This is a genomic window from Pseudomonadota bacterium (assembly GCA_018242545.1).
Taxonomy (GTDB): domain Bacteria; phylum Pseudomonadota; class Alphaproteobacteria; order 16-39-46; family 16-39-46; genus 16-39-46.
The window spans coordinates 1-24771 of the sequence record JAFEBT010000005.1 but is presented as its reverse complement, the minus strand read 5'-3'; the positions used below and the strand labels follow the sequence as shown (position 1 = coordinate 24771).

Annotated in this window: 24 protein-coding genes, 1 other RNA gene and 1 riboswitch; of the genes, 10 read left to right on the top strand and 15 right to left on the bottom strand. The window is 35.6% G+C overall.

Translation table 11 applies throughout. The annotated features are described in order from the left end of the window. Window positions 1-29 precede the first annotated feature (29 nt). Window positions 30-545 carry a signal peptidase II gene (gene lspA / locus JSS34_01565; GenBank protein ID MBS0185034.1) on the bottom strand — a complete coding sequence of 172 codons (516 nt, stop codon included), beginning with the start codon at window positions 543-545 and terminating at the stop codon, window positions 30-32. A 24-nt stretch (window positions 546-569) separates the two neighbouring features. Next, entirely contained in the window at window positions 570-3362 is a 2793-nt protein-coding gene (locus tag JSS34_01560; protein ID MBS0185033.1) for an isoleucine--tRNA ligase, read from the bottom strand. A 343-nt stretch (window positions 3363-3705) separates the two neighbouring features. On the opposite strand from JSS34_01560, the gene JSS34_01555 reads away from it, so the two are divergent. The 4 genes from JSS34_01555 (at window position 3706) to JSS34_01540 (ending at window position 6619) form a co-directional block, all read left to right on the top strand. Beyond that, window positions 3706-4008 carry a hypothetical protein gene (locus tag JSS34_01555; GenBank protein MBS0185032.1) on the top strand — a complete coding sequence of 101 codons (303 nt, stop codon included), beginning with the start codon at window positions 3706-3708 and terminating at the stop codon, window positions 4006-4008. An 83-nt stretch (window positions 4009-4091) separates the two neighbouring features. Further along, on the top strand, window positions 4092-4748 hold the full coding sequence (locus tag JSS34_01550; GenBank protein MBS0185031.1) for a protein-L-isoaspartate(D-aspartate) O-methyltransferase: 657 nt from the start codon (window positions 4092-4094) through the stop codon (window positions 4746-4748). Window positions 4749-5043: 295 nt separating this feature from the next. Beyond that, window positions 5044-5304, top strand: coding sequence for a hypothetical protein (locus tag JSS34_01545; protein MBS0185030.1), 261 nt, complete (start codon window positions 5044-5046; stop codon window positions 5302-5304). Between the two features lie 145 nt (window positions 5305-5449). Continuing rightward, window positions 5450-5528, top strand: a riboswitch (SAM riboswitch). A 134-nt stretch (window positions 5529-5662) separates the two neighbouring features. Continuing rightward, the gene (locus JSS34_01540; protein MBS0185029.1) at window positions 5663-6619 is read left to right on the top strand and encodes a DMT family transporter; all 957 of its coding nucleotides are present in this window, start codon (window positions 5663-5665) and stop codon (window positions 6617-6619) included. Between the two features lie 31 nt (window positions 6620-6650). Here the strand turns inward: JSS34_01540 and JSS34_01535 are convergent, their stop codons facing one another. Further along, the gene (locus JSS34_01535) at window positions 6651-7142 is read right to left on the bottom strand and encodes a hypothetical protein (GenBank protein ID MBS0185028.1); all 492 of its coding nucleotides are present in this window, start codon (window positions 7140-7142) and stop codon (window positions 6651-6653) included. A 662-nt stretch (window positions 7143-7804) separates the two neighbouring features. Here JSS34_01535 and JSS34_01530 point away from each other — a divergent pair. The 4 genes from JSS34_01530 to lipB all read left to right on the top strand — a co-directional run bounded on the left by JSS34_01530 (window position 7805) and on the right by lipB (window position 10801). After that, window positions 7805-9025 (top strand): hypothetical protein, encoded by a 1221-nt coding sequence (locus JSS34_01530; GenBank protein ID MBS0185027.1) that lies wholly within the window; start codon window positions 7805-7807, stop codon window positions 9023-9025. 171 nt (window positions 9026-9196) lie between these two features. Then, window positions 9197-9502, top strand: a complete 306-nt coding sequence (grxC, locus tag JSS34_01525) for a glutaredoxin 3 (GenBank protein ID MBS0185026.1) — start codon at window positions 9197-9199, stop codon at window positions 9500-9502. Between the two features lie 32 nt (window positions 9503-9534). Continuing rightward, entirely contained in the window at window positions 9535-10122 is a 588-nt protein-coding gene (locus JSS34_01520) for a DUF1178 family protein (protein ID MBS0185025.1), read from the top strand. Next, complete coding sequence (lipB, locus tag JSS34_01515) at window positions 10115-10801, top strand: lipoyl(octanoyl) transferase LipB (GenBank protein ID MBS0185024.1); 687 nt, start codon at window positions 10115-10117, stop codon at window positions 10799-10801. Before JSS34_01520 ends, lipB begins: the two co-directional genes overlap by 8 nt. Before the next feature lie 75 nt (window positions 10802-10876). On the opposite strand, the gene JSS34_01510 is transcribed toward lipB, so the two are convergent. Continuing rightward, window positions 10877-12283 (bottom strand): hypothetical protein, encoded by a 1407-nt coding sequence (locus JSS34_01510; protein MBS0185023.1) that lies wholly within the window; start codon window positions 12281-12283, stop codon window positions 10877-10879. Window positions 12284-12353: 70 nt separating this feature from the next. Next, complete coding sequence (locus tag JSS34_01505) at window positions 12354-15455, bottom strand: efflux RND transporter permease subunit (GenBank protein ID MBS0185022.1); 3102 nt, start codon at window positions 15453-15455, stop codon at window positions 12354-12356. Between the two features lie 392 nt (window positions 15456-15847). Between JSS34_01505 and trpS the strand changes: the two genes are divergently transcribed. Further along, on the top strand, window positions 15848-16840 hold the full coding sequence (trpS, locus tag JSS34_01500; protein ID MBS0185021.1) for a tryptophan--tRNA ligase: 993 nt from the start codon (window positions 15848-15850) through the stop codon (window positions 16838-16840). Between the two features lie 80 nt (window positions 16841-16920). On the opposite strand, the gene JSS34_01495 is transcribed toward trpS, so the two are convergent. The 4 genes from JSS34_01495 to tsaB form a co-directional block, all read right to left on the bottom strand. Continuing rightward, entirely contained in the window at window positions 16921-17541 is a 621-nt protein-coding gene (locus tag JSS34_01495) for a PD-(D/E)XK nuclease domain-containing protein (protein ID MBS0185020.1), read from the bottom strand. Between the two features lie 12 nt (window positions 17542-17553). Then, window positions 17554-18639, bottom strand: a complete 1086-nt coding sequence (locus tag JSS34_01490) for an AAA family ATPase (protein MBS0185019.1) — start codon at window positions 18637-18639, stop codon at window positions 17554-17556. 397 nt (window positions 18640-19036) lie between these two features. Continuing rightward, complete coding sequence (locus JSS34_01485; GenBank protein MBS0185018.1) at window positions 19037-19522, bottom strand: GNAT family N-acetyltransferase; 486 nt, start codon at window positions 19520-19522, stop codon at window positions 19037-19039. After that, complete coding sequence (gene tsaB, locus JSS34_01480; protein MBS0185017.1) at window positions 19519-20208, bottom strand: tRNA (adenosine(37)-N6)-threonylcarbamoyltransferase complex dimerization subunit type 1 TsaB; 690 nt, start codon at window positions 20206-20208, stop codon at window positions 19519-19521. Before tsaB ends, JSS34_01485 begins: the two co-directional genes overlap by 4 nt. 42 nt (window positions 20209-20250) lie before the next feature. Between tsaB and ddpX the strand changes: the two genes are divergently transcribed. After that, complete coding sequence (gene ddpX, locus JSS34_01475) at window positions 20251-20811, top strand: D-alanyl-D-alanine dipeptidase (protein ID MBS0185016.1); 561 nt, start codon at window positions 20251-20253, stop codon at window positions 20809-20811. Window positions 20812-20815: 4 nt separating this feature from the next. On the opposite strand, the gene JSS34_01470 is transcribed toward ddpX, so the two are convergent. The 6 genes from JSS34_01470 to rnpB form a co-directional block, all read right to left on the bottom strand. Further along, window positions 20816-21772: a glucosaminidase domain-containing protein gene (locus JSS34_01470; protein MBS0185015.1), complete on the bottom strand. Its 957-nt coding sequence runs from the start codon at window positions 21770-21772 to the stop codon at window positions 20816-20818. A 42-nt stretch (window positions 21773-21814) separates the two neighbouring features. Continuing rightward, window positions 21815-22387 carry a NifU family protein gene (locus JSS34_01465; GenBank protein MBS0185014.1) on the bottom strand — a complete coding sequence of 191 codons (573 nt, stop codon included), beginning with the start codon at window positions 22385-22387 and terminating at the stop codon, window positions 21815-21817. 299 nt (window positions 22388-22686) lie between these two features. Continuing rightward, the gene (locus JSS34_01460) at window positions 22687-22893 is read right to left on the bottom strand and encodes a hypothetical protein (protein ID MBS0185013.1); all 207 of its coding nucleotides are present in this window, start codon (window positions 22891-22893) and stop codon (window positions 22687-22689) included. A 683-nt stretch (window positions 22894-23576) separates the two neighbouring features. Then, window positions 23577-23921: a type II toxin-antitoxin system PemK/MazF family toxin gene (locus JSS34_01455; GenBank protein MBS0185012.1), complete on the bottom strand. Its 345-nt coding sequence runs from the start codon at window positions 23919-23921 to the stop codon at window positions 23577-23579. After that, window positions 23915-24148: an AbrB/MazE/SpoVT family DNA-binding domain-containing protein gene (locus tag JSS34_01450; GenBank protein MBS0185011.1), complete on the bottom strand. Its 234-nt coding sequence runs from the start codon at window positions 24146-24148 to the stop codon at window positions 23915-23917. The genes JSS34_01455 and JSS34_01450 overlap by 7 nt, the downstream gene beginning before the upstream one ends. Window positions 24149-24235: 87 nt before the next feature. After that, window positions 24236-24624: RNase P RNA component class A (gene rnpB, locus JSS34_01445), an RNA gene on the bottom strand. Window positions 24625-24771 lie beyond the last annotated feature (147 nt).

Sequence of the window (24771 nt, the reverse complement as noted above, 5' to 3'; positions counted from 1 at the left end):
TTCCTATCCATTTGTGGCATAAAAGGTCTTTACTCTTGTTTTGTTTTAATGAGGCTTTTAAGAAAAAGCAAGCCTACTCCTAAAACAATTGTGCTATCTGCCAAATTAAATGCTGGCCAATAATAGCGTGATATATGAAACTCTAAAAAATCAAAAACGGCCCCAATTGTCAATCGATCATATGCATTGCTCAAAGCTCCTCCTATAATAAGACCTAAGGAAACAGCCATAAGAGGCGTTTTTTCTTTTAAAAACCAAACAAAAAGAAAAAGACAAATTATTCCTGTTAAAAAAACAAACACATAAGGAGAAAGATTTTGCTCTCCCAACATTCCAAAGCTAATTCCCCTATTCCAACGTTCCACAATATTAAAAAAGGACGTTATAGGTTCTTTAAAAAAGCCTTTTTTTAACAACTCTAAAACTTTTATCTTCATGCATTGATCTAAAATAAGAATTGGTAAAAAGGACCCTAAAAAAAGGCTCCAAATAAGGGCTTCATTTGGGTATTTATGAGGAGGGTTTATCCCTGTTTTCTCTGTCATTTTATTGCTCTCTTTTCCTCTTTTTTAAGCATCTTCTTGTTTTAAATAAATTTCTACAGCTTCTGCACATCGTGTACAAATTTTTGGATGATTTTCGCTTGTCCCAACATCAGGAGACATTTTCCAACATCTTTCACATTTTTGATGATCACTTAAAAGAACGTGGACGCCAATTCCTGGAACATCTGGCAACGTAAAAGCATCTTCAGGAATTGCTCCTTCTACAAGAGAAGCCTCTGAAACAATAGCAAATTCGGCAAGGTCGATCTCTTTAAAAAGGGAAATTCTTTCATTTCCGATATAGATGATTAAATTTGCTTCTAAGCTTGATCCCAATGTTCCTTTTGAGCGTTCAAGCTCAAGAGCTCCTGTTAAAACCCGTCTTAAATTTCTAAGATCTTTCCAAGTTAGACCAAGGTTTTTATTTTTCCATTCTTTTGAGATTTTAGGCATTTCTTCTAAAAAGATGCTTTCTTCCGTCTCTTTTCGACTTTTAAAAGCTTCTTCTGCCGTAAAACTCAAGACAGGAGCAATCCAAAGTAAAAGCCTGTTAAAAAGAATATCCATCACGGTTCGAACAGAGCGCCGCTTTAAGGACATCCGTGAATCACAATAAAGAACATCTTTTCGGATATCAAAATAAAAGGCTGATAAATCAGAAGAAATAAAGGTATGGAGCTCTGTATAAAAACGATGAAAGTCAAAAGTTTCACGTGTTTTCTGTGCCAATTCCTCAAGCTCATAAAGTCGATGTAAGATATAACGTTCTAAAGGCCCCATATCTTCAAAGGTTACTTTCTCTTTATCTGAAAAGCCTTTGAGAGCTCCCAAAAGATAACGTAATGTATTTCGGAACCTTCGATAGATTTCTTGTTGATGCTTCAAAATGCCAACACCAACCCTCAGATCTTCACTATAATCGGAGTTCACAACCCATAGTCTTAAAATATCTGCTCCCATTTCATCAATAATTTTTTGAGGAAGAATTGTATTCCCCAAGGATTTCGACATCTTATATCCCTTTTCATCTAAAACAAATCCATGGGTTAAAACTGTCTTAAAAGGAGCATGGTTACGGGTGCCACAAGCTTCAAGGAGAGAGCTTTGAAACCATCCACGATGTTGGTCAGACCCTTCAACATAAAGATCTGCGGGGCTATACAATCCCTCGCGTTGTTCCAAGACATAAGAATGGGAAGATCCACTATCGAACCACACATCTACGCAGTCCATAACAGGCTCATAAAGATCCTTTTCATAAAGGCCCTCTAAAAAGCGCCGCGGATCTCCCTTATACCAAGCGTCTCCTCCTTCAGCTTCAATCGCTGACAAAATACGCTCATTGACTCGAGGATCATTTAAGGTTTCTCCTGTTTGAATATTTGTAAAAATGGCAATTGGCACACCCCAGGTACGTTGTCTCGACAAACACCAATCAGGCCTGTTTTCAACCATCGATCTTATTCTGTTTTTTCCAAGAGCAGGAATCCACCGAACGTCATGATCAATCAAATTGAGAGCACGCTGACGAAGTCCATCTTTATCTAGACTAATAAACCATTGAGGTGTTGTCCTAAAAATAAGAGGCGCTTTAGATCTCCAAGAATGGGGAAAACTATGTTTTAGGGTTTCTGCATAAAGAAGTGCTCGTTCTTTCTCAAGGGCTTCAATAACTTTTGGATTTACTTTAAAAACATGCTCTCCCTTAAAAAGAGGAACATGGGCATAAAAATATCCATCTCCCCCAACCGTTTCTGGAATCTCCAATCCAAATTTCTTGCCCACATTAAAATCTTCTTCTCCATGACCGGGTGCAATATGCACAAGTCCTGTTCCTTGAGCTGTTGTGACATGGTCACCTGGCAAGAGAGGGACCTCGAAAGGATAGCCAAGATTATAAAGGGGATGTTTTACAAAAACGTCTTTTAAATCATGTCCTTTAAATGTTTTGAGAACTTTTCCGTGCTTATTGGTTTTTTCCTGAAAATTTTGAAGAAGATCTTTTCCGATAATATAACGCTGCCCATTTTCTTCTTCAAAAAGCACATAGTCTATCTCTTCTCCATATGCAACGGCTCTATTTCCAGGCAATGTCCATGGCGTTGTAGTCCAAATAACAACAGAGGTGTTCTGATTAAAGAGATCATTTTTTGATTTTGAAACAGAAAACGCTACATAAATACTTGGCGAAACATGATCATGGTACTCTACCTCAGCCTCTGCTAAAGCCGTTTTTTCTACAACAGACCAAAAAACAGGTCGCACCCCCCTATAAAGTAAGCCCTTTTTCAAGAAGGTAAAGATTTCTTGAACCACCAAAGCTTCAGATTTAAAATCCATTGTAATATAAGGATGCTTCCAATCCCCTAAAACACCCAAGCGTTGAACTTCTTGAGATTGTATGTAAACCCATTTTTGAGCGTAGGCTCTGCATTCTGCTCGAAATTCCTCAACAGTAATATCTTCTTTTGAAAGACCCTTTTTACGATATTCTTCTTCAATTTTCCACTCAATAGGAAGACCATGGCAATCCCATCCTGGGATAAAAGGCACGCGATATCCATAAAGATGGTAAAATTTTAAAATAATATCTTTTAAGATCTTATTAAGAGCATGCCCCATATGAAGATGCCCATTCGCATAAGGAGGACCATCATGAAGAATGTAGGAAGGTTTTCCCGAAGACCTTTCCTGGATTTTTTCATAAAGATTTTCATTTTGCCATATTTCTAATATCTTAGGCTCAAGGAGAGGGAGATTTCCCTTCATGGGAAAAGAAGTCTGGGGCAAGAATACTGTCTCTTTATAATTTAACATCTTATAGATTTCCTTAAACCAATCATTCGAATACGTTCAATATGTTTCTAAACCGTCTCATTCATCAAATACATCTATTGACAAATTAAGACAAGAAAAAGCTGTTAAACACAATTTGTAACCTTTGTATACTTTGTATCATATTCCCATTCTAACCAATATGATCAAATCCTTCAGGTCGTTATCGAGCTTTATTTTACGTGAACTGGTACAATACTAAATTAAGTTCTTGACACGCTGAAAAGCGTCATAAATAATTATAAGAGGTAAGCACAAATTCTTTTCAAATATATCTCTTTAATACTCTTTTTTTTTCGTATAATAGATTCAAGGAGACTATATCATGAAGTTACTTCAACTTAAAAATCTCTCCCTGATCCTTGTGATATTAGGAAATACTTCTTACTCAGCTTTGGCAATAAACCCCTCGTACGATTGTTCAGAGACGTCCTTTGTGGTTGTTTCTCCTGTAGGTGGAAAATGTGCTGAAGGAGATATACTTCCTCCGTCTTGTGATCGCCCTACTGAAAAACCTTCACGTTGCTCCTGCTTGAGACGCCTTCCTAGCCCCACAACTTGCCTTCCTCTCCAAACAAAAACAACAACCTCTGCTGTCGTTGTTGTAAGACCACATCTTCCACTTTAATTAATATTAGAACTCAATCTATTTTTTTAGTGTCTATAAACTTCTTTTTTAATTTTTTAAACTTAACTTAAGGGAAAGAAATTATGCCGCATGACCCGATTCAAGAACAAAGACGCCTTAACATGGTTGCACGTCTCAAAAACCATGGCATTAAAAATCAACCTCTTCTAAAGGCGTTAACCCATATCCCACGCCACTTATTTGTTGCAAATTCTGAATCCCATCTTGCTTATGAAGATTCTCCTCTTCCCATTGAGTGTCATCAGACGATTTCACAGCCTTTTATTGTTGCTTACATGATCGAAAATGCAAATGTTCACAAGGAAGACACCGTCCTTGAAATTGGTACAGGCTCTGGATATAACGCCGCGGTTTTAAGTCTTCTGTGCCGAGAAGTTTATACGATAGAGATTCATCCTCTGCTTCAAAAGAAAGCACAAGCTCTTTTCAAAACACTTCATTATAGCAATATTCATTCAAAAATTGCAGACGGCGCTTTTGGATGGCCAGAAGCCGGTCTCTTTGATGTTATCATCGTAACAGCTGCCGCAGATTACATCCCTCAGCCGCTTCTTCAACAATTAAAACCCCAAGGGCGCCTTCTTATGCCTTTTGGATCCGCTTCTCAACAAACACTTATTAAAATCACGAGAACAGACCAAGGATTTGTAAAAGAATCTCTTTTGCCTGTCCAATTTGTTCCTTTAACACGTCTTCCTGAGAGAAATATTGCTTCTTAAATTTTTTATGGGCTCAATTTTCTTGCAATAATTAAGAAAAGTTCTTGTTAGAATTTTAGTGTTTTTAACAATATAAAAAGGGTCTTTGATATGAAGACTTATCTTTCAAAATTTATTTTTATTTTTTTCTGAAGTTTAATATGAAGCCTTATCTTTCAAAATTAGTAATTCTCTCCGTTTTTTCTACTGTTATGTTTGTTGGGGTAGCCTATGCCCTATAAATAATGAAGAAAATCCTACAATACACCATGCCGCCATCGCAGCTGGCATTATTCATCCTGACAATCCAGATGAAATGGAAGCTGCATATGCTCTTGTACAACATAATCCTCACGTTATTACAGCTGCCAATATCGCAATCTTTATCCATCACAAGCCAAATACCCAAGTACGGGATGCCCTTGTTTCTCTTTTGAGCTCAGGTACTACTGTAGAAAACATAGATGCCGCCATGGCTCTTCAAGTTGCAGGAATGCCTGTTACAGAAGAAAATGTCCAATACGTAATATCCCATCATGGGGAGCTTCCTCTCCTAAGCACAGCACATTTTCACTAGCACTCCATAGCAGATAGTTTTTTTATCAAAAAATCTCTTATGTCCTCGGAATGAATTTTCCGAGGATTTTTTATGCTAAAATTTAAATAATTTTCTTTGAAAAGAAATTTTCTTCTTGGATTTTTTTTTAAACTAGATTACGTTCTTGTTAAGAAGCGTTGATTTGATTGTTCAGATTGCGGACGCTATAAAAATGCGGCTAAAGAGAATGGCGACAAAAAGATCCTAAATCTATGTTAAATAATTTTAAGCTTTAGTCTTTTTGTTTTCTTCATCTTTATCTCATGAATCTTGATTATTTCTTTTTACTTTTTTAAAAGAAATAAAATTTTTTAACCTTTCAAAGGGGTGATTTTGTATGAGCAACACGGATTCATTTATTCCACAGACACAACCTTCTTTTTTTAAAACACTTTATTTTAAGGGCATTTTTTGGTTTATTTTAAGTCTTCTCATTAGCAATTCTAATGATCTCATTATGAAGTTTCTCGGACAAAATCTTCCCAGTGTAGAAATCACCTTCTGGAGATTCTTCTTTGGAACACTTTCCTTAATTCCCGTGATGCTCTATTTTGGAAAATCTTCCTGGAGAACTTCTCGACCCTTCGTTCATGTGATACGCGGAAGCCTTCTGTTTGTTGGAATTAGCTTTTGGTGCTATGGCCTTACAATTGTACCAATTGCGACCGTTACTGTTTTAAATTTTTCAATTCCCCTCTTTATCTTAGTTCTTGCCCGAATCTTCCTTAAGGAACAAATTGGTTGGCAACGGTGCGCTGCCACAATTGCAGGTTTTTTTGGAATTGTTGCTGTCTTAAATCCAACAGAAATAGGATTCCAACCGATTGCTCTTGTCCTTGTTGCCGCTTCTTTGATGTTCGCAACACTTGATATTATTAATAAAAAATTTATTATTCAAGAAAGCATGCTCAGCATGTTGTTTTATTCAGCTTTCGTTGCAACAATTCTTAGCGCTTTTCCCACATATTTTGTATGGACAACGCCGAGTTTTCAACAACTGGGTGTCCTTGCAATTTTAGGTGTTGGTGGAAATTTAATTCTCTTTTGTCTTTTAAAAGCCTTTGCTGCAATGGACGCTTCTGCTTTAGCCCCTTTTCGTTATTTTGAACTTGTTATTTCTATCCTCTTTGGATTTCTTTTTTTTCAAGAATTTCCAGGACTTTCTACGGTCATTGGCGCTGCAATTATTATTCCAAGCACACTTTTTGTTGCGCGTTATGAATTCTATCGTGAACGCTCTTCCCGTCTAAACCCAAACAAAGATGTTTTAGAATCGGAAAAATCCACCCTATAAAATAAAAAAGAGAAATAAAGAAACTTTTTCTTTATGCTTTGCGTTGAAGGTCTATTTTTAAAAGGCCTTCTTCCAGAGCTTTTTTTGTAATCTCAATACCTTGGGGTAAATTAATTTGAAATTCAAAAGGACAATTGGGTTTTAAAACGTCAAAAATCCCAAAATGAATAAGCTCATAGCCTTCATTTAAATTAAAATAATTTGAAGAAGGTGTCACAGAAATAATCATCTTATCTTTTTTTTGTTTACTTTGAATATTATCAAGTGACACACCTGGCATCAAAATCGTAAGCCGATATGCATGCTTTGAAATTTTTTCTATATTAAAAGGAGGAACATGATGAACACATAAATCAGACTGTTCTTCAAAAAAAAGAGTTTCATGAGAAACATCTTCATAAAAAACATCCTTCGAAGCCGTTTTAAAAAATTCATTTTGGCGTTCTTGACTCTCTAAAAAGGGAGAATCTATCAAATTATCTTCTAAAAAAGTGTTTTCTAAAATTCGAGAAGGAGACATCATCCTACGCATCCAAAAAGTTTGTGGCTGTTAAATTAAAAATTAAAATATTTACTCTAATAAAATTTAATGAAATTTTTTTATATTTTATTTATTTTTAATTTTTAAAAGTTTTACTTTTAAAAAAAATAAAAAAATAATATATATTTTAAAAATATTAAATTTAAAAGTTCTCCAGGTTTGATATGTATAAAACATTTCAGACCCGGAGAACAGCCTTTTAAATTATTCTCACATCAAAATATATTGATAAAAAGACATGTTATGATCCATGAATTTAAAATATTATTTAAAAAGTTAAAGTCAAATATTTTATCGTATGAAATTGAGATAAGTATTAATTTTTAGATTTCAAGGGTCCTTAGATATATTTTTCTCTTTATAATTTTTTTGAGAGTATAAAGCATATTCTTTTAAAAACATGCGTCTTTAAATTTCATGAAAAAAGATTGTTTAAGAATTCAAACTCGAAACAAAAATCTTTTTCTTTGAAAAATTTTTTCTTTTCATATACATTTCGATAAATTTGTCGAGTGTGTTATTTTTTTGTAAGAGCAAATACTTTCATCATTTGAGTAGATCTGTATGAAGAATTCTATCAAAACCCTTTTTTTTCTCTAAGCATTCTTGTTATTTTTTCGCCGGTCTCAGCTTATTTTCCCCTTATGTTTGTTGAGCATCATGAAGAGGAAGGCCCAACATGCTCTACTTATAAACAATATAATTTTATTAACAAAAACGGTCATATCATATCCCTTATCCGACTCTTAAAAGAGGAAGATCATGAAGCTCCCGAACTCCATCCCAACATGCCTCTTTCAGAGGAGCATTTTAAAGAGGGACGTGTATGGTTTGGCCTCAATCAATTTACACAACCCATGGAAATGGGATTTTTAAATTCTCTTGCTCAAAGTTGGGAAGATCAGATTCCCTATGATCTTCAAATTCAAAATCTAGAAAGACACCCTCTCTTATCCGCTGATACGATTCAATTTTGGCGCACGCATAAGGGAAATCTTTTGTTGGACAAAGCATCGTTAGAAATACGTAGTGTTGAAACAAATCAATGCATCGCCTATTTTTCATATCTCACAGCCCCTGTAAAATGGTTTTTTTCGGGTATAACACCACGCATCCTAATGACATCTCAAGAAGCTCCTCAAGACCAGAAACACAAATGGGAAACTCTTGCAAAACTTAATTATCGATGCACACGTAGCACAGGATATGGAATGCAGGAACAAAATTATGAAGAAGCTCTTGCTTCATTTGAAGGGACACCGTCTTTACCCAGCAAACTTTCTGATCTAAGCCCAGAGGAAAAGAGTCTCTGGCAAGCGTATTTTTCTCTCAAAACACAATTTCAGATACTAAAATTCTTGGCTATGCTCAAAAATAGGCCGGTCTCTTTGAAAAAGGATCTTCATGACCATTTTGACACAATGATTTCAACGTTAAAAGAAGCTAACGTTTTTGAAACGCAAGGACTTAGACGTGATCTTAACTTAAGTCTTACACCAAGGCTTCTTTTAGCTTTCCATATTTTAAAAATGTCAATCTCTGAAACAGATACTTTAAAAGCAACTCTTAAAGGAGAAATAGAGCTCATTTTTGCCTCTTTAAACCCATTGACTCAAGACTCCATCGTACACTTAGAAAGTCCAAATTTTCCTTTACGTACGGCCCGTATGGCAGGGCTTTTTGCAAATAGCCTTCCTGCGGAAATTTGTCATATGCATACTCTTTTTAAAGAGCTGCCTTTACCGGAAGGCGGTTCTCAAAGACTGTCATTCCTCTCTGGTCCGGACCAAATAAACTTAGGAACTTCTTTAAAAATTTCCACACTTTTAAGCGCTCATGCATCTCTTTTTTCAAATAAGGATTAAGGACTTACTCTTTAAAAAAACCTTTCTATTTTGACAAAATTAAAAAATTTCCTTTTAAAATAATTTTAAAATTTTTCTTAATTTTTAAAAATTTGTCATGTTATGAAGTTGAATTCTTATAAAAGAATGCTATGCTTCTTTATCTTAAATTTAAAAAATTAAGGGTGCTTCATGGACTCTCTCATCCTAAAAAACCAGATTACAATCTTTACAACCACCTATTGTCCTTATTGTACGTTTGCTAAAGATTTTTTAACGCGCAACGCTCTTCCCTTCGTTGAAATTGATGTCACAGGAAATACATCTTTTAGAGAAGACCTTGTTAAGAAAACAGGAGGGCGAACGACAGTTCCCCAAATTTTCATCGGAGAAACTTCCATTGGAGGATATGATGATCTTATGGCCCTTTCAAAAACGAATAATTTTGAGAAATTATTAAAAAATGCTGGGATTATGCTAAAAAATCCTTTAGACTAAACTGTTGTGTTATGATAACTTTAGGATAGGACATGATCGTCTATAAATTAAAATGTGACATTAACCATATTTTTGAATGCTGGTTTCGCAATAGTGAAGCCTTTGAGGATCAGCAAAGGCATAAGCTCCTTTCTTGTCCTTTTTGCACATCAACATCCATCACAAAAGCCCCCATGTCCCCGCGTCTTTCTTTCCAAAAAGAAACCACGTCGTCTGCCACGGAAGAATCGACTACCCTTCCTTTTGAAGGAGATATCCCTTCTTCGTTTTTACCTGAAGTCTATGCCTCAAAGAATGAAATTACAGATGCAATCCATCTGACTAATACCATTAAAAAATCGTCTCTCCTCCCTGATTCAGAGATTTCGATTCCTTCCAATGAAGAGATTCCCCATCCTTCAGCGCTTGTGAGAAAAGCTCTTCTTGATTTAAAAGACTTTGTTAAGAAAAACTGCGACGATGTTGGGAATCAATTTGCTGAAGAAGCACGCCGTATACACTATGGCGAAACTAAAAAACGGAATATTTACGGGCAAACGTCTCTTGATGAAATTATTGAACTTCATCAAGAAGGTGTCGAAGTGAGCGCGCTTCCACCTTTTCCGAGAGAAGATGCTTAATCTTTTCAAAAAAACAACATCCTCTTTTATTCCCTCTTCTCAACTTTGTTGGAAAATCTCACCTGGCCTTGTTCCTTATGAAGAGGCACTTTTCTTCATGGAAAAATATGTTGAGGACATCTATAAAAAGAAAAAACCTGGTTGTATTTGGCTCCTCGAACATCCTTCTCTTTATACTTATGGAACAAGCTCAAACTTTCAAGAAGATCTATGCTTGCTTCCAAATGACTTACCCTTTCCCCTATATGAAACAGGACGCGGCGGACGTATCACTTATCATGGGCCGGGACAACGCATTATCTATTGTATGATTGATTTAAAAACGCTCTCTCCCCTTCCCGATCTAAAAGCATTTGTAAATCTTCTTGAAACGTGGATTATCGACACGTTAAAAGAACTAAAAATTGAAGCTTTTCGTCAAGAAGGACTTATTGGTATTTGGGTAAAGGGACGGGATGAAAAAATTTTAAAAATCGCAGCTCTTGGCATTCGTGTTCGACATTGGATAAGCTTTCATGGAATTTCCTTAAATATAGATCCTGATTTATCTCACTATAACTCAATCGTTCCCTGTGGCATTCAAAATTTTGGCGTAACCTCTTTAAGAGAACTTGGTTATAAAGGAACCATAAAAGATATTGATTACATTCTTAAAAAAACGTGTCCTTTTAAAACATGAGAGCGACATCTGATTGAATTTTGATCATAGAATGATCAAAGTTCAATCATTAGGCGGCGAACGTATTAACAGTTTCTAACAAATAACTTTTTCGCCATCTATCGCTTTTTTAAAACTTCTTCCTAAATAAAACGCTGTTAGAAACCAAAGAAAAACTAAAGGACCAGCAATAATCCCCGTTAGAGTAAGATAAGAAGCTCTGCCTGCAAAATTTCCTAAAATGGCTTGTAAAGGGCTTAGCGTCATATTAAAGAGCGATCCAACTTCTTTGGAAGATCTTGAACCAAAAGTCTCAATCCAAGCCTGGGCTTTAAAACGAACGTCCGTCGTTGTTGGAATATAAAGCTGTTTTAAGGTCGGCCCATTTAAAGAATAATTAATTGCTTTTGAGGCAACCATTAAAACAAATAAGAAGGAAAGCGTATCAACTGTTAAAAAACCTATCAAAGCAACACCAATACTTAAAGGCATTACCAAAAGAGATTTTTCGACACCTAAAAATCGCGTAATATTGCTAATTCCAAAAATCAAACAAAATAAAGATACACTATTAACAATTGATCCATAGAAACTCAAATAATGGCTCAGAGCCACACCACTGTATGCTGTCGCAGCGGCCAATTTAAAATTAAAATCAATAATGGTCACAATAAACTCGTATGTAAAATTTACGGCAAAGATTCCAAGAAGGTATCGATGCTTCAAAATAAGCCTGAGTCCTTCTAAAAAACCGGAACTATGCTTAGGTCGACCCTTTTTATAATTCTTTTCATGAAAAGAAACCAGCAGCCGGGGGGGCGTTTTCTTTAAAAAAGAATGAATAAGCGGAATAATGAGAAGAGTTAAGAACCCTAAGAGGGTTATAGAAAGAGTATCCGTTTTAAAACCCAATCGATGAGGGAGTCCTCCAATTCCAAATGGAAAAACAATTCCTCCAATTTGTCCTAAAGCAACAATAAGGGGGAAGCCTTTTTTTGCTGAAAGAGGGTCCGTTGTATCCGTTGAGAAGGCCCAAAATAAAGACACAACAAGAGATCCAAAACTCTCAACAAACAAATACCAACTATAGCCTAAAATTTTTGTTGCGATAAAAGGGAGCGGTGAAAGCGTCTGCACCTCTTTTGAGGAAATTTGAGCAATAAACATGAGTGCCGCGAAACAAAAAATTCCTATCGCATAAAAAGTTACCAAAAGAATAAACATTTTCTCACGGGTTCGTTGCTCTAGGAATTTTGTATAAACCATAACGAGAGGAAGAAGAGCCATAATTGATAAGGTCTTGGCATAGGGAAGGTCCATCTTATCCACAAGTTGTATAAAGATAGAATCTTTCAAAGGACGCAGCGTCCAATAAACACCAATAATAACAAAAAATATCAACCCCATTCGTAAGAATTTCTTAAATTCTTCCGCTTCAAAGGTACCGAAATTAAAACGACATATCCAAATAGCAAAAGCAAAAATTCTTTTCCGAAAGGTCATAAATTTTCCTCTTCTTAGAACTTAGCTCCTTGCTTTAAATGTTTCTAAAGCAAGTCAAAAACATCTTATCCTATTTTTTAAAAAAAGGCTTTTTTTTAATTTTTGATAAATCAGCACCAAGAACAATATACATGGCGGGAACAATAAAAAGTGTAAAAAAAGTTCCAATTGAAATTCCAGAAGCAATCACGAGACCAATCTGAAACCGACTTTCTGCTCCTGCTCCATGCGCAAACAAAAGAGGAAAAACGCCAAGAACCATAGCAAAAGTTGTCATCAAAATAGGACGTAATCTTATCTCAGACGCAGAAAGAATTGATTCTTTTTTTGAAAACCCTTCTCTTTGCAGATCATTTGCAAATTGAACAATCAGAATCCCATGTTTGCTAATAAGGCCTATGAGCGTTACAAGACCCACTTCTGTATAAATATTAAGACTTGCCCCCCCAACACCAAGATTAATAAAAATCATAGCACCACAAACTGAAAGAGGAACACTTATTAAGACCACTAAAGGATCTCGAAAACTTTCAAATAAAAAGGCCAGTGATAAATAAATAATAATAAGAGCAAAGAAAAAAGTAATAACCAGAGAAGAACTTTCTTGGATATATTGACGAGAAGGACCTGCATAATCAATCTCAAATCCCGAGGGAAGCATCTCTTCAGAAATCTCTTTTAAAGTTTCAAGCGCTTCTCCAATGGTCACACCTGGCATAGGAGCGCCCGTGAACGATGCAGCATTGAGTTGTTGAAAATGATTCAAACATTGAGGAACCACATAAGATTCTAAGGACACAACTGTTGAAAGCGGAATAAGACTTTGTGTTGGTGTCTTAAGATAAATCATCTCCAGATCTTTTGGATTAAGACGATTTTCTCTTGAAAGCTGAGGAATAACTTGATAAGAGCGGTCCATAAATGCAAAATAATTGATATAACTATTGCTCAAAGCAGGCGCTAAAATATTCCCAATATCCTTCATTGCCAGACCCAAAACAGCTGCCTTGTCCCGATCAATTTTAAGAAAAACTTTCTCGGTATCAATCTTTAAATCAGTCTGCAAAAAAGCAAATTTTCCTGTTTCTTTTGCTTTTTCTAGAAATTTTTCGCTTACTTCATTAAGCTTTTCAAAAGAATCGGTTGTTTTAATAATAAACTGAAGAGGATACCCTCCAAATCCGGGAAGAGAGGGAGGTTGGTAAACAGATACCTCTCCACCAGCAATTTTAGACAATGATTTTTGGAGGGTGTTTTGAATATCCGTTGCCGTACGTTTTCTTTCTTTCCAATTAATAAAACCGACAGACCAATAAGTTGTATTTAAACCATCAATACCGCTTATTTGAAAAGAACAATCCTTTTCCGGAATGGTTGACAAAATATCATAAACCTTTTTAGCATAAAGTTTTGTCTGCATTAAATTAGCATTTGGAGCCGTTCTTAAAAAAACTTTAAGATATCCTTGATCTTCTTGAGGAGCTAATTCTTTTTTAGAGGTGATATAAAGATTAAAATTACTGGCAACAATAATCCCACAAAAAATAAGTGTAACAGGCAAATATTGCAGGGCATTTTTTAAAAGATGTGCATATTTTTGCTGCATCTGATTAAACTGACGATCTATAAAAGAGGATAAAACTGATTTTTGATGGCGCTTTAAAAGCTGAGAACACATTAAAGGAGATAATGTTAGAGCGATCACCGCAGACACAAAGACAGCCGCAACAAGGGTAAAAGCGAATTCCATAAATAATGCCCCCGTGAGACCTTCTAAAAAAGCAATCGGAACATAAACAGCAATCAAAACAACTGTGATGGCTATAATGGGATGTGCAAGCTCTTGTGCTCCCAACAAAGAAGCCTCAACAATGGACATCCCCTTTTCCATATGACGATGAACATTTTCAACAACGATGATGGCATCATCAACCACAAGCCCAATAGCTAAGACTAAGGCTAAAAGCGTTAAAAGATTTATTGTAAACCCTAAGAGAAGCATAATAAAAAATGTTCCTATGAGTGAAAGAGGAATTGCTAAAAGAGGAATCATGACGGAGCGGAAAGTTCCTAAAAATAAAAAAATAACACCAATAACAATAATCATGGCTTCTGCTAAAGCGCGCTCAACTTCTGAAATAGAGCTTTTAATAAATTCTGTTTTATCATACATAATATCCCCTTTTAAGCCTTCAGGCAGCTCTTTAAAAATCTGGGGTAATTTTTCTTTAACGTCATTAATAACGGTTAAAACATTGGCACTTGGAGCAACTTTAACCCCAATAAAAACAGCTTTCTTTCCATTAAAAGAAACTTCGGTGTCATAATCTTCAGCTCCTAAAACAACATTCGCCACGTCTTTAAGCCGGATAACCACATTATCTTTAGATTTTAAAACAAGATCTTGAAATCCTTCAACTGAAGTAAGGCCCGTATTTGCGCCAAGCCCAACGGTTATCATATTTCCATCTGTTCGACCGACAGCTGAAATAAAGTCATTTTGCGCAAGAGCCATTGAAACATCTTCTGGCGTTATCCCAAAACTGACCATCTTCTGAGGATCTAACCAAACCCTTAAGGCGAGTTCTTTGCTTCCTATAATTTCTGCGACTTGAACATTGATTACAGATTGCAATTTTGGAACAACTACGCGGCTTAAATAATCTGTAATTTGATTGTTTTTGAGAAGATCACTAGAAAAGCTTAAATAGAGAGAATCTAAATTATCTCCTATCGAAATAGAAAGAGTCGGAGCCTGAGCATCTTGGGGTAAAAGATTTAAAACGCTATTTACTTTTGTTATAATCTCAGTCAATGCGCGGCTTGGATCATAATTTAAACGTAAAGCCGCTTTTATAAGGCTTTGTCCTTGGGTACTTGTTGATGTCATATAATCAATACCATTTGCTTGAGCAATGGCTTTTTCTAGAATTGTTGTAATAAACCCTGCAACGATTTCAGGTTCAGCCCCTGCATAACTGGTCGTAATCGTAATAACAGCATTTTCCGTAAAAGGATATTGCCGAACAGGTAAGTAATCGAGCGCTTTCAACCCTAAAATAAAGATTAAAAGACTTAAAACAATTGCATAAGTCGGTTTTTGAATAAAGATATCTGTAAAATATCCTTTTACCAGTGGTGTTTTCGACGTTTTTTGGGAGTTTTGACCCATTATAATTTATTACCCTGTTTTTGTTTTTATAAAGAGCAATTTTTCTTAAATCATACAAATAATCACAAAAAGAAGAAAGTACCTTTCATGTTTTTTCTTCTCAAAAAAAATAAGATGCCTGATATGCAACACTTTAAAGAAATATACGTCTTCTCTTTAAAGAACTCTCGAACCTCTCAGAATATCTTAATAAAAATGAGAAAAGTAAGATATATTTCTTTCAACATTCAATTAAATTAAAAAAGAGCTAAAATCGAAAAAATCTTTTTCTTTATGTACTTTTTTCACAAATGATAAATTATTTATATTTTTTAAGAGAAAGACTAGACGGAACTTTTTCCTCGTCTTATAAAAAGAATAAGACTAGCTTCGACACATCCAAAGGATCATTTATGAAAAAGGTAATATTAACAGGAGATCGGCCCACTGGAAAACTCCATTTAGGTCACTATGTTGGCTCTCTTCTCAATCGGCTTCTTCTTCAAGACACGTATACTCAATTTGTTATGATTGCCGATGTCCAAGCTCTTACAGACAATTTTGAACATCCACAAAAAATTATTGAACATGTGTATGAAGTTGCCAGGGATTATCTCTCCATCGGACTTGACCCTCAAAAAACAACCTTTTTTATTCAATCCCAGATCCCAGAAATTACAGAACTTACACTTTACTATTTAAACCTTGTAACGCTGGGTAGGCTTGAACGCAATCCAACCGTCAAATCTGAAATTCAACAAAAAAAATATGAAGATTCAATTCCTGCGGGATTTTTTTGTTATCCTGTTAATCAAGCTGCGGATATCACCATTTTTAAAGCTGACCTCGTTCCTGTTGGACAAGACCAAGTTCCCATGGTTGAACAAACCAATGAAATTGTTCGAAAATTCAATCGTATTTACAAGACCACTTGTTTAAAAGAAGCAAAGGTTCTTTTAAGTCAAACTTCAAGACTGGTTGGAATTGATGGAAAATCTAAAGCCAGTAAATCTTTGGGCAATACCATTTTTTTGTCAGATACACCCGAGGCAATTAAACAAAAAGTCTTTGCCATGTATACAGATCCAATGCATCTTCGACTCAGTGATCCCGGCCAAGTAGAAGGAAATGTCGTTTTTACCTATCTTGATGCCTTTTATAAAGATAAAGAAGAACTTGAAGCACTTAAAGCACATTACCAACGGGGAGGGCTTGGGGATACAACCCTTAAAAACCTTTTAAATGACACACTTCAAAATCTTCTCACACCTTTTCGTGAAAAAAGAGAATCTTTTAAAACAAAAGATCTTCAAGAAATCTTATTTTCTGGAACGAAGAAGGCACGCGCGGTGGCTCAAGCGACCATGCGTGAGGTAAGAGAAGCCATCGGACTTAATTATTTTTAATATTGATTCTTCATTTTTGAAGCTCTTTAAACAAGATTCTATAAATAATTTTTAATTATTTAATGCTTTTTGTTTTTGTGTCAGAAGACTTCAGAAACCTCATGTAAAAGACAAAACTTCTTTCCAGAAAACGCAAGACCAATTTTTAAAAGACGCGTAAGTCCCCGTTGTTTAATTTCTTTATAATAATCTTTTTGCGTTATTTGGGTAAGCGCTTCTTCCGCTGTTTGTTTAAGAAGATCTTCGAGCTTTGAATCCGAAAGCGTTTTTCCTGCTTCTTTAATCTGCTTAAACTCCATAAGAATGCTCAGCGTTTGAGGTTCTCTTGCTATAATTGCATAATCATAACGGCCTTTTCCACTTTCGCGGTTGGAACGGATTTCATAAAGGGAAGAGCCATGAAGACTTGCCGTGAGACCAATCATAAGACCATGATAAAAAGCTTCAGGACTTCTTCCTGTATCATGGACACTCACCGTATGGTCAATAAGTTCCTTTAATTCAAGAGAGAACTTCTCCATCTCTCCTTGCAAAAGAGAATTTAAGAACTGCTCATACCACTTAAGGCCATAATCTTGGACAAACCACCCTTCAATAATTCGTTGTAGTAAAAAGCTGATTTCCTTATTTGGGATAGAAAGCTTACACTGTGACCCACGGGGTGTATGCTCATGCTTCCATGCAGTTAAATATCCCGTCATTAAAAACAAACTTCAAATCGTGCTTGGATCATTTCTTTTTAAATCAGAAAACACCACATTCTCATCAATAAATTCTTCTATACTTTTTCCTTGAAGAAGGGCTTCAAAATCATCTTTAAAGGAAAAACTTGCACCTGTCAGGAGAGATTTAATCAGCTCATTATCCGAAGTATTCACCCAATAAGGTTGAAGAACCCCGTCTTCTTGAATAAAGTTAATAATTGACCAAGGATTGTAAACGGTAACATCAGCCATGTGATATCCGTTATACCAATCCTTAACGCCGCTTACTTTTTCTTCCATGTGCGCTTGCTTGAGAAGATCCTCAACTTCACCTTCTGTAAACCCAAAATAAGGGCTGTATTTGCAGCTCAAAACAGAATAAACTTTGAGATGGTTAAGACCTGAGAACAAACTCTCCCTCGAAACGCGCAAAATTCCGGTGAGAACAGCTTTATAAAGACACGGATTGTCTTTAAGGCCTGCGCTTAGAAAATTCCGAAAGAAAGAGAAAATTTTGTCATAAAACCCGTTAAGGTATCCAGCATGGATGGGTGTGTCATATTCATCAATGAGGACAATAGGGGATGTTTTATGATGCGCAAAAAGGTATTCTGTCAGTTCTTTAAGAGACCTTGAAAGATCCGTCTCGTCTGCTTCCCCTGTTAAGATCCGGCGATAAAAAGCTTTTTGACTTTCTAAAAGAAAATTGCTCGTCTGAAGATAATAAAATTTCTCGTATAAATTGACAACGAGCGAGTAGATCTCCTTATAAGCTCTTTCAAAACTATCTACTTTCACATCCTTAAAAGAAAGTGAAATCACAGGCACTTGGCCTTGATAGTCTCCATAGACAGCTTCTTGAGAGATCTTGAGTCCTTCAAAAAGTCCTTTTGTGGAAATACCCCTCACCTCTGAAGCAAAAAAATACTGAAGCATCGAGAGGTTAAGGGTCTTTCCAAATCGACATGGACGCGTGATTAGAATAACTTTAGCAGCTTCTTCAATAACCTCTTTAATGAAAAGCGTTTTATCAACAAAGTTATACTTTCCAGTAATGATTGTTCTAAAGTCACTTTCTCCAATCGGAAGTTTCATCAACTCTTTGTCCTTTTTAACCATATATAAAGATACTTTAAGCATCTTCCTCGTTTAGCATATCTTAAAACAATCTCAAATGGAATCTTCAGAAAAATTTTCTCAAAAGCATCCCGGAAAAAGAAGCTCATCCACAAGAAATTTCAAGGCAAGACTCTCAAAATTGAAGCTAAATTCAGGAAATATTTTTCACAAATTACTTTTATGAAAAATTAGTTTTTCCAACGACTTTAGAGAACTTTCACTGGAAATCATAACCTTAAATATACATGTGGATTTTCACCATTTCTTAGCCAAGCACTTTCTTTGGATAAAAATTATCTTTGAAAGAGGAGATGAGACAACTCCTTAAATATTTTCATTCAGACAAAGATTAAGTTTTAAATTTTTTATCATTTCAAAAATTTTTTCTTAAAACAAGGGCTTTGACCCTCAAGTCTTTGCCCCCCATTTTTTTCGAATAATAAGAAAGCCGCTCTCCTATTTTTTTAAAACCTTGTTTTTCATAAAAAGTCCGGGCTTTTTCATTATCTTCTGCAACTTCTAAAAAAAGAGAAAAAATCTTTTTATTTTTTAAAAAATCAATTAGATTTTTTAAAAGGAGTTCCCCGATGCCTTGTCTTTGATATGCTTTATTTATAACAAGCGCATAAAGCTCTGCATCTCCTTCTAAGGAAGCCATTAAAAACCCAACATTCTTTTGGGACGCTTCAGGATAATGCGCACAAACAGCAATCACTGTATAAACGCCTTCCTTCTTAAAAGAAGTTTCTATCATTTCTTTTGTCCAAAAAGCTTGGAGTTTATCTTTCCATAAGAGAGCAATATCAGGAATATCTTTTTTTTGAGCTTTCTTAATTTGAATCATAGGAAGAATGGTCATTGTGGAATTTTGACATAAGCTGGTTTTACATAAAGAGGGGTCATTGGCGGGTAAATATTTTGATCCATAAGGGTTATTGCTGCTTTCCCGACCCATTCAGCTAAAATGATGTCTTGGTCTAAAATACAGTTATATTTTAAAGGTATTCCTTTTATTTCTTCTTGGGTAAAAAAGGCATCTCCTGCAATGATATAAGGCGTTTTATCCTTTTTTATAAGATTGAGAAAACTTTCTTTTTCAAGACATTGTGGTTTTTCAAAAAGTCCTGGCACAGGCAATAAATTTACATCTAAAGACGCAACACACAATTCATCATGTCCACTTTTTAAGAGAATTAAACAAGGACGATGTTGAACTCCATCCTTTTCAAAAAGATATTTTGCATACATCTGAAATGTATTAATCCCCAAAAGTGGAATTTCTTTAAAAGCTGAAAATCCAAGTGCAGCCGCGCAACCGATCCGTGCTCCTGTAAAGGATCCAGGTCCTGAGCAAACAGCAATAGCTCCTATATCTTCAAATGTTAGATTTTCTTTCCTTAAAAAGTCTTGAATCCTAGGAATCAAAACAGTTGCATGTTCTCTAAAAACACTTTCTTGAAAAACAACAAAAGGCTTCTTTTCTCTTTGGTTAAAAAGAGCTATTGAAAGCATGTCAGATATGGTACTATAAGCAAGTATAACCATTTAAAAACGTCTCCCTTCCCTCTTTTTTTAGGATTGTTTTCAATGCTTGTCGAGATTAAAAAAAATTCTCCGGGGATTATTCTTGAAATTGCTTATGCAACCTCAGGACCTTTAAACTTTACAAAAAAACCTGTATATAAAAAATCTCTCTGTTTTCTTCATGAGAAAGCCGCTGAAAAGATTCATGCCATTGCCAGGCGTGCCCAAGATCTCGGATTTTCTCTTAAAATTTTTGATGCTTTTAGGCCCACCGAAGCTCAATGGAAATTGTGGGAATTTTGTCCTGACCCTACCTTTGTTGCAGATCCCAAAAGAGGATCCGCTCATTCACGCGGCATTGCTGTTGATTTAACTCTTGTTGATGCGCATACACACAAAGAGCTCGATATGGGAACGCCTTTTGACGATTTTACAGAGCTTTCTTTTCATAGGAACACACAAATCTCTCCCCTTGCTCAAAAAAATCGGCTTCTTTTGTTAGGTCTTATGACCGAGGGAGGATTTGATTTTTATGAAAAAGAATGGTGGCACTATCAACTCTTCGATGCTCAAAGCTACCCTCTCTTATCCGATCAAGAAGCACCACAATCCATGATGTCTTGAGATCTTAAGCTTCTTTTTCGATCTGTTGATTTTTTATATCAAGCGATACATGATGATCAAATTCGTAAAGATGATATTGTTTCATAATTTTGCGAATATCACGTACATAGGCCATACCGCGCTCGGAATAAGGCTTTAAACCTTCCGCTAAAGAGTGCGCATCCAAATGTCCTTTTTCTCGAAGCTCTGCACGTTTTTGACGAAACTTTTTGTATGCAAAATGTTTGTTTAAATTATGAACATGATACTCAACTGTATTCACCAATGTTGGAAAGCGCTTCATTGTATTATTACTATTTGTATGCCCAAATAAGGAATTTGCCTTTTGAGCAAGGGAAGATGTTCCCCATCCACTTTCAAGGATGCCCTGTGCAAGCGTTAAGGAAATAGGGATAATATCGACTTTTTGCAAAAGTTTCTCGAGTGTTCTTTCCTTAACATTATAATCATCATAAAGCTTTGAGAGAAAGAGATGCTCTTCAGAAGTCAGTTGAATTCCTGTTTTCTGTTTTGTATGAAGACCTTCAAGCTGTGTCCGCATTTCTAAAATGCCCTGATTCACAGCAACAATAATTGGTAAAACTGTTTGAAGAAAGGTCATCTGTCTATTTTTACGGGGTTGTTTCTTAAAATCACTTGGAAGACGTGCAAGGTAAAGTTTTGGAACAGTACCGTGATCTAAACGAGCCGATTCAAGTGAAAATGCATGGGATTCAAATGTCTCAGCAAGTTCATTTGCAGAATGGACATAAAGATTTGGTGAAAGTTGATAAGGGCCCGAGCGATAAGAATACTTTGACCCCATTTTTTCTGAAAATACGTTTGAGGCCGTTTTTTGGCAAGGCGTTAAAACCTTATTCCAAAAATGAGAAGGCGTAAGGCCATAAAAAGAGGCCGCATAAAGCCCTATAAGAGAAAGACTCAGTACTGCATAATAACACCATCGAATACCTTTATTCATAAGCACCCTTGTCTTTAATAAACCCAATTAAAATTTATACTTTCATGCCGCAAAAGGCTCTTCAATTGCCCGGATCTCAATCACTTCAGGAACATAATGTTTCAGCATATTCTCAATGCCGGATTTAAGTGTAACTGTTGAACTTGGACATCCTGAACAGGCTCCTTGCATATGAACATAAACAATTCCCTCTTCAAAACGATCAAAAATAATATCTCCTCCATCTTGTGCAACAGCAGGACGGACGCGTGTATCGATAATTTCACGAATTTCCTTTGAAATCTCATCTTCATTCTCAAGAGAAGCCTTTGATGTTATTTCCTTTTTCTCACTTTGAAGTATGGGCCTTCCAGCGACAAAGTGTTCCATAATGGTTCCTAAAATAGAAGGCTTTAGAATATACCATTCTTTATCAGCCTTCTTGGTAATGGAAATAAAATCTTTTCCAAATAAAATACGTTCAACACCCTCAATGTTAAAGAGTCTCTCCGCTAAAGGAGAACTTGATGCCTCTTCAAGTCTTGTGAACTCAAGTGTTCCGTGCTCCATAACTGTTTTTTGTGGAAGGAACTTCAATGTTAAAGGATTTGGTGTTTCTTCTGTTTGAATGAACATCGCACATCAACCTTTTCATCAAAATATGGGAAAAAAAGAAACAAGTTACAAACGGGTTAAACTTCTAGATTAAAAACAAAGCCTGTTTCTCTTGGCGGATTTTAGAGAAGGAAAACTTAAAAATCAAGTTAAAATGTCTCTCCCTAGATTCTTTGATAATTAACCTTCTCAAATTTAAAAGAAAAAAATAAATTAGATTTCTAAAAACCCAAATAAATGTCTCAAAATTATATACCGCTCTTGTATTTTTCTCAAAACAAGCACATAATTAAAATTAATGTTAAATTTACACACCATTCTTAAGCTTTTTGAGACCAATCAGATTTAATCTTGTAAATTTGCTTCTCAAGCGCATAAAATTTTTTATCCACATTATGGATCTTTTCAAGAAACTTAGCCCATAAGGCATCTCTCTTAGAAACTTCTTCTTCCCGCCTTGTCATATCTTCCCGAGCCAGTTTCATATCCTCTTTCGATATATGCCGCACTGCAGCCGTTAAGGCCACCGATTGTCAGGATTATTGTTAATATCTGTGTCAATCCATCTTAAAAACTTTTGTAACTTCTCTTTCAATAACGTTTTATTATAGCATGATCTTACTCAGAAGACCATTTTTCTAAAAAAGAGTACTTTATTTCCTAAAATAAGGCAGCGTTTTGGGACAAAAATTCTTCTTAACTCAAAAAAATCAAAGATAAAAAGTCTTGAAAAGAAACAGAAGGTTCTATTTAACCACACTTGAAGATTTTATGTTCTGTCAAAAGAGCCTTCCCAGGAGAGGGTAGGCTGTTAAATCTGACGGACTTTCCTCAACTTCTATAAAAAGAACATACATATTGTTTGGAGCAACGTTGGGATTAAGTCTCTTTCCACGATTATACAAAACCTCAAGAAAACTGAATGTTAATGTCTACAATTATCTTTAGACAGAATAAGCAAAAAATTTGAGCTATCTTCTTTTGCTCATTTAATTCTCAAGCAATCAAATCTTTCTCCCAACACCTCATAATCTCCAAAAATTTTAATTACCTGGCCATCGGGAGAGATTACTTTGACCTCGTTATGTCTCTTTCTTTTCTTCTTCAGATTCGCCCATGCAATATTCGGACTAAAGACAAGAGTTTTTTCGAGCATCGCACTCTATAGATAAGGGTATATACAGTTAAAAATTTTCGGACACTCAGTGTGTTAATCTAATTCAATTCCAAAGAGCAAATTTAGCTTTTCAAGTGTTTCTTGAACGACGTTTTTGGATGCAGAAGTTATATATTGAACATCACGTTCATTCCAATCTATGGTCTTAACTTGATCAGGCAAGATAAACCCAGTTATTTTAATGGTTTTTAAATATATTTCGAGAGGATACTTTTTTGTCTTGCTTGTCACAGGAACAATAATCGCCATTCCTCTGATTTTATTGTATTTTTTAAGAGAAAGAACTAATGCGGGTCTTTTTTTCTTAATTTCCCGACCAACCTGGGGATCAAAGCTTACCCATACAACGTCACCTTGATCAGGTACGTATTTTACCATTCTTCATTTCCTCTAGGATTTCCTTGGAGTAAATCAGAATGAAATGTATCAGGCGTCATTTGTTCTAAGATTTCATCTAATTTACCTTTCTTGACAGAAATCGTAATTTTATGGTCTGTCATTGACATTTCTAACTTTGTATTTGGGTTGAGATTTAATTTTCGGCAATAGTCCATAGGTATTCTAATTCCCATGCTATCCCCCCATTTTCGAACAACTACTTGCATTTTTGACTTCTCCTATTAATATAATAGATAATAGATAATGATAATTTATGATTTTGTCAAGAAAATGAGAGCTAAAAAGTCTTGAAAAGAAACAGAGGGTCTATAAGCCGGGTTTTGTTTTTAAGCAAAAACTTAAATGAGAATCATTCCTCTGGGACAAAGGTTACCCTTTGCCTCGCGCGACCGACCCGAACAACGATGCGGGAAAGCATCTGTTTTTTGAGAGGACTCAAAAAACATGTTGCTCCTATTTGGTCTTGCTCCGAATGGGGTTTGCCGTGCCTTTTTTGTTACCAAAAAAGCGGTGTGCTCTTACCACGCCGTTTCACCCTTACCAAAAAAATGGCGGTATACTTTCTGTTGCACTTTCCCTAAGGTTTCCCTCGCTGGGTGTTATCCAGCATTCTTTTCCCGTGGAGCCCGGACTTTCCTCCCTTTATGCCTTCAACATAAAGAGCGATCCTCCAACCCTCTGTTCTTTTTCTATACATCACATTCAGTCTAGAGCGCAACTAAATGTAGATCTTTCTTAAAAAACCTCTTTTAAGATTTCTTTGCATGTTTAATATTATACTATTTCCATAAATTAAAATAACAAATAGACTTTTAAAAAGAAAAGAGAT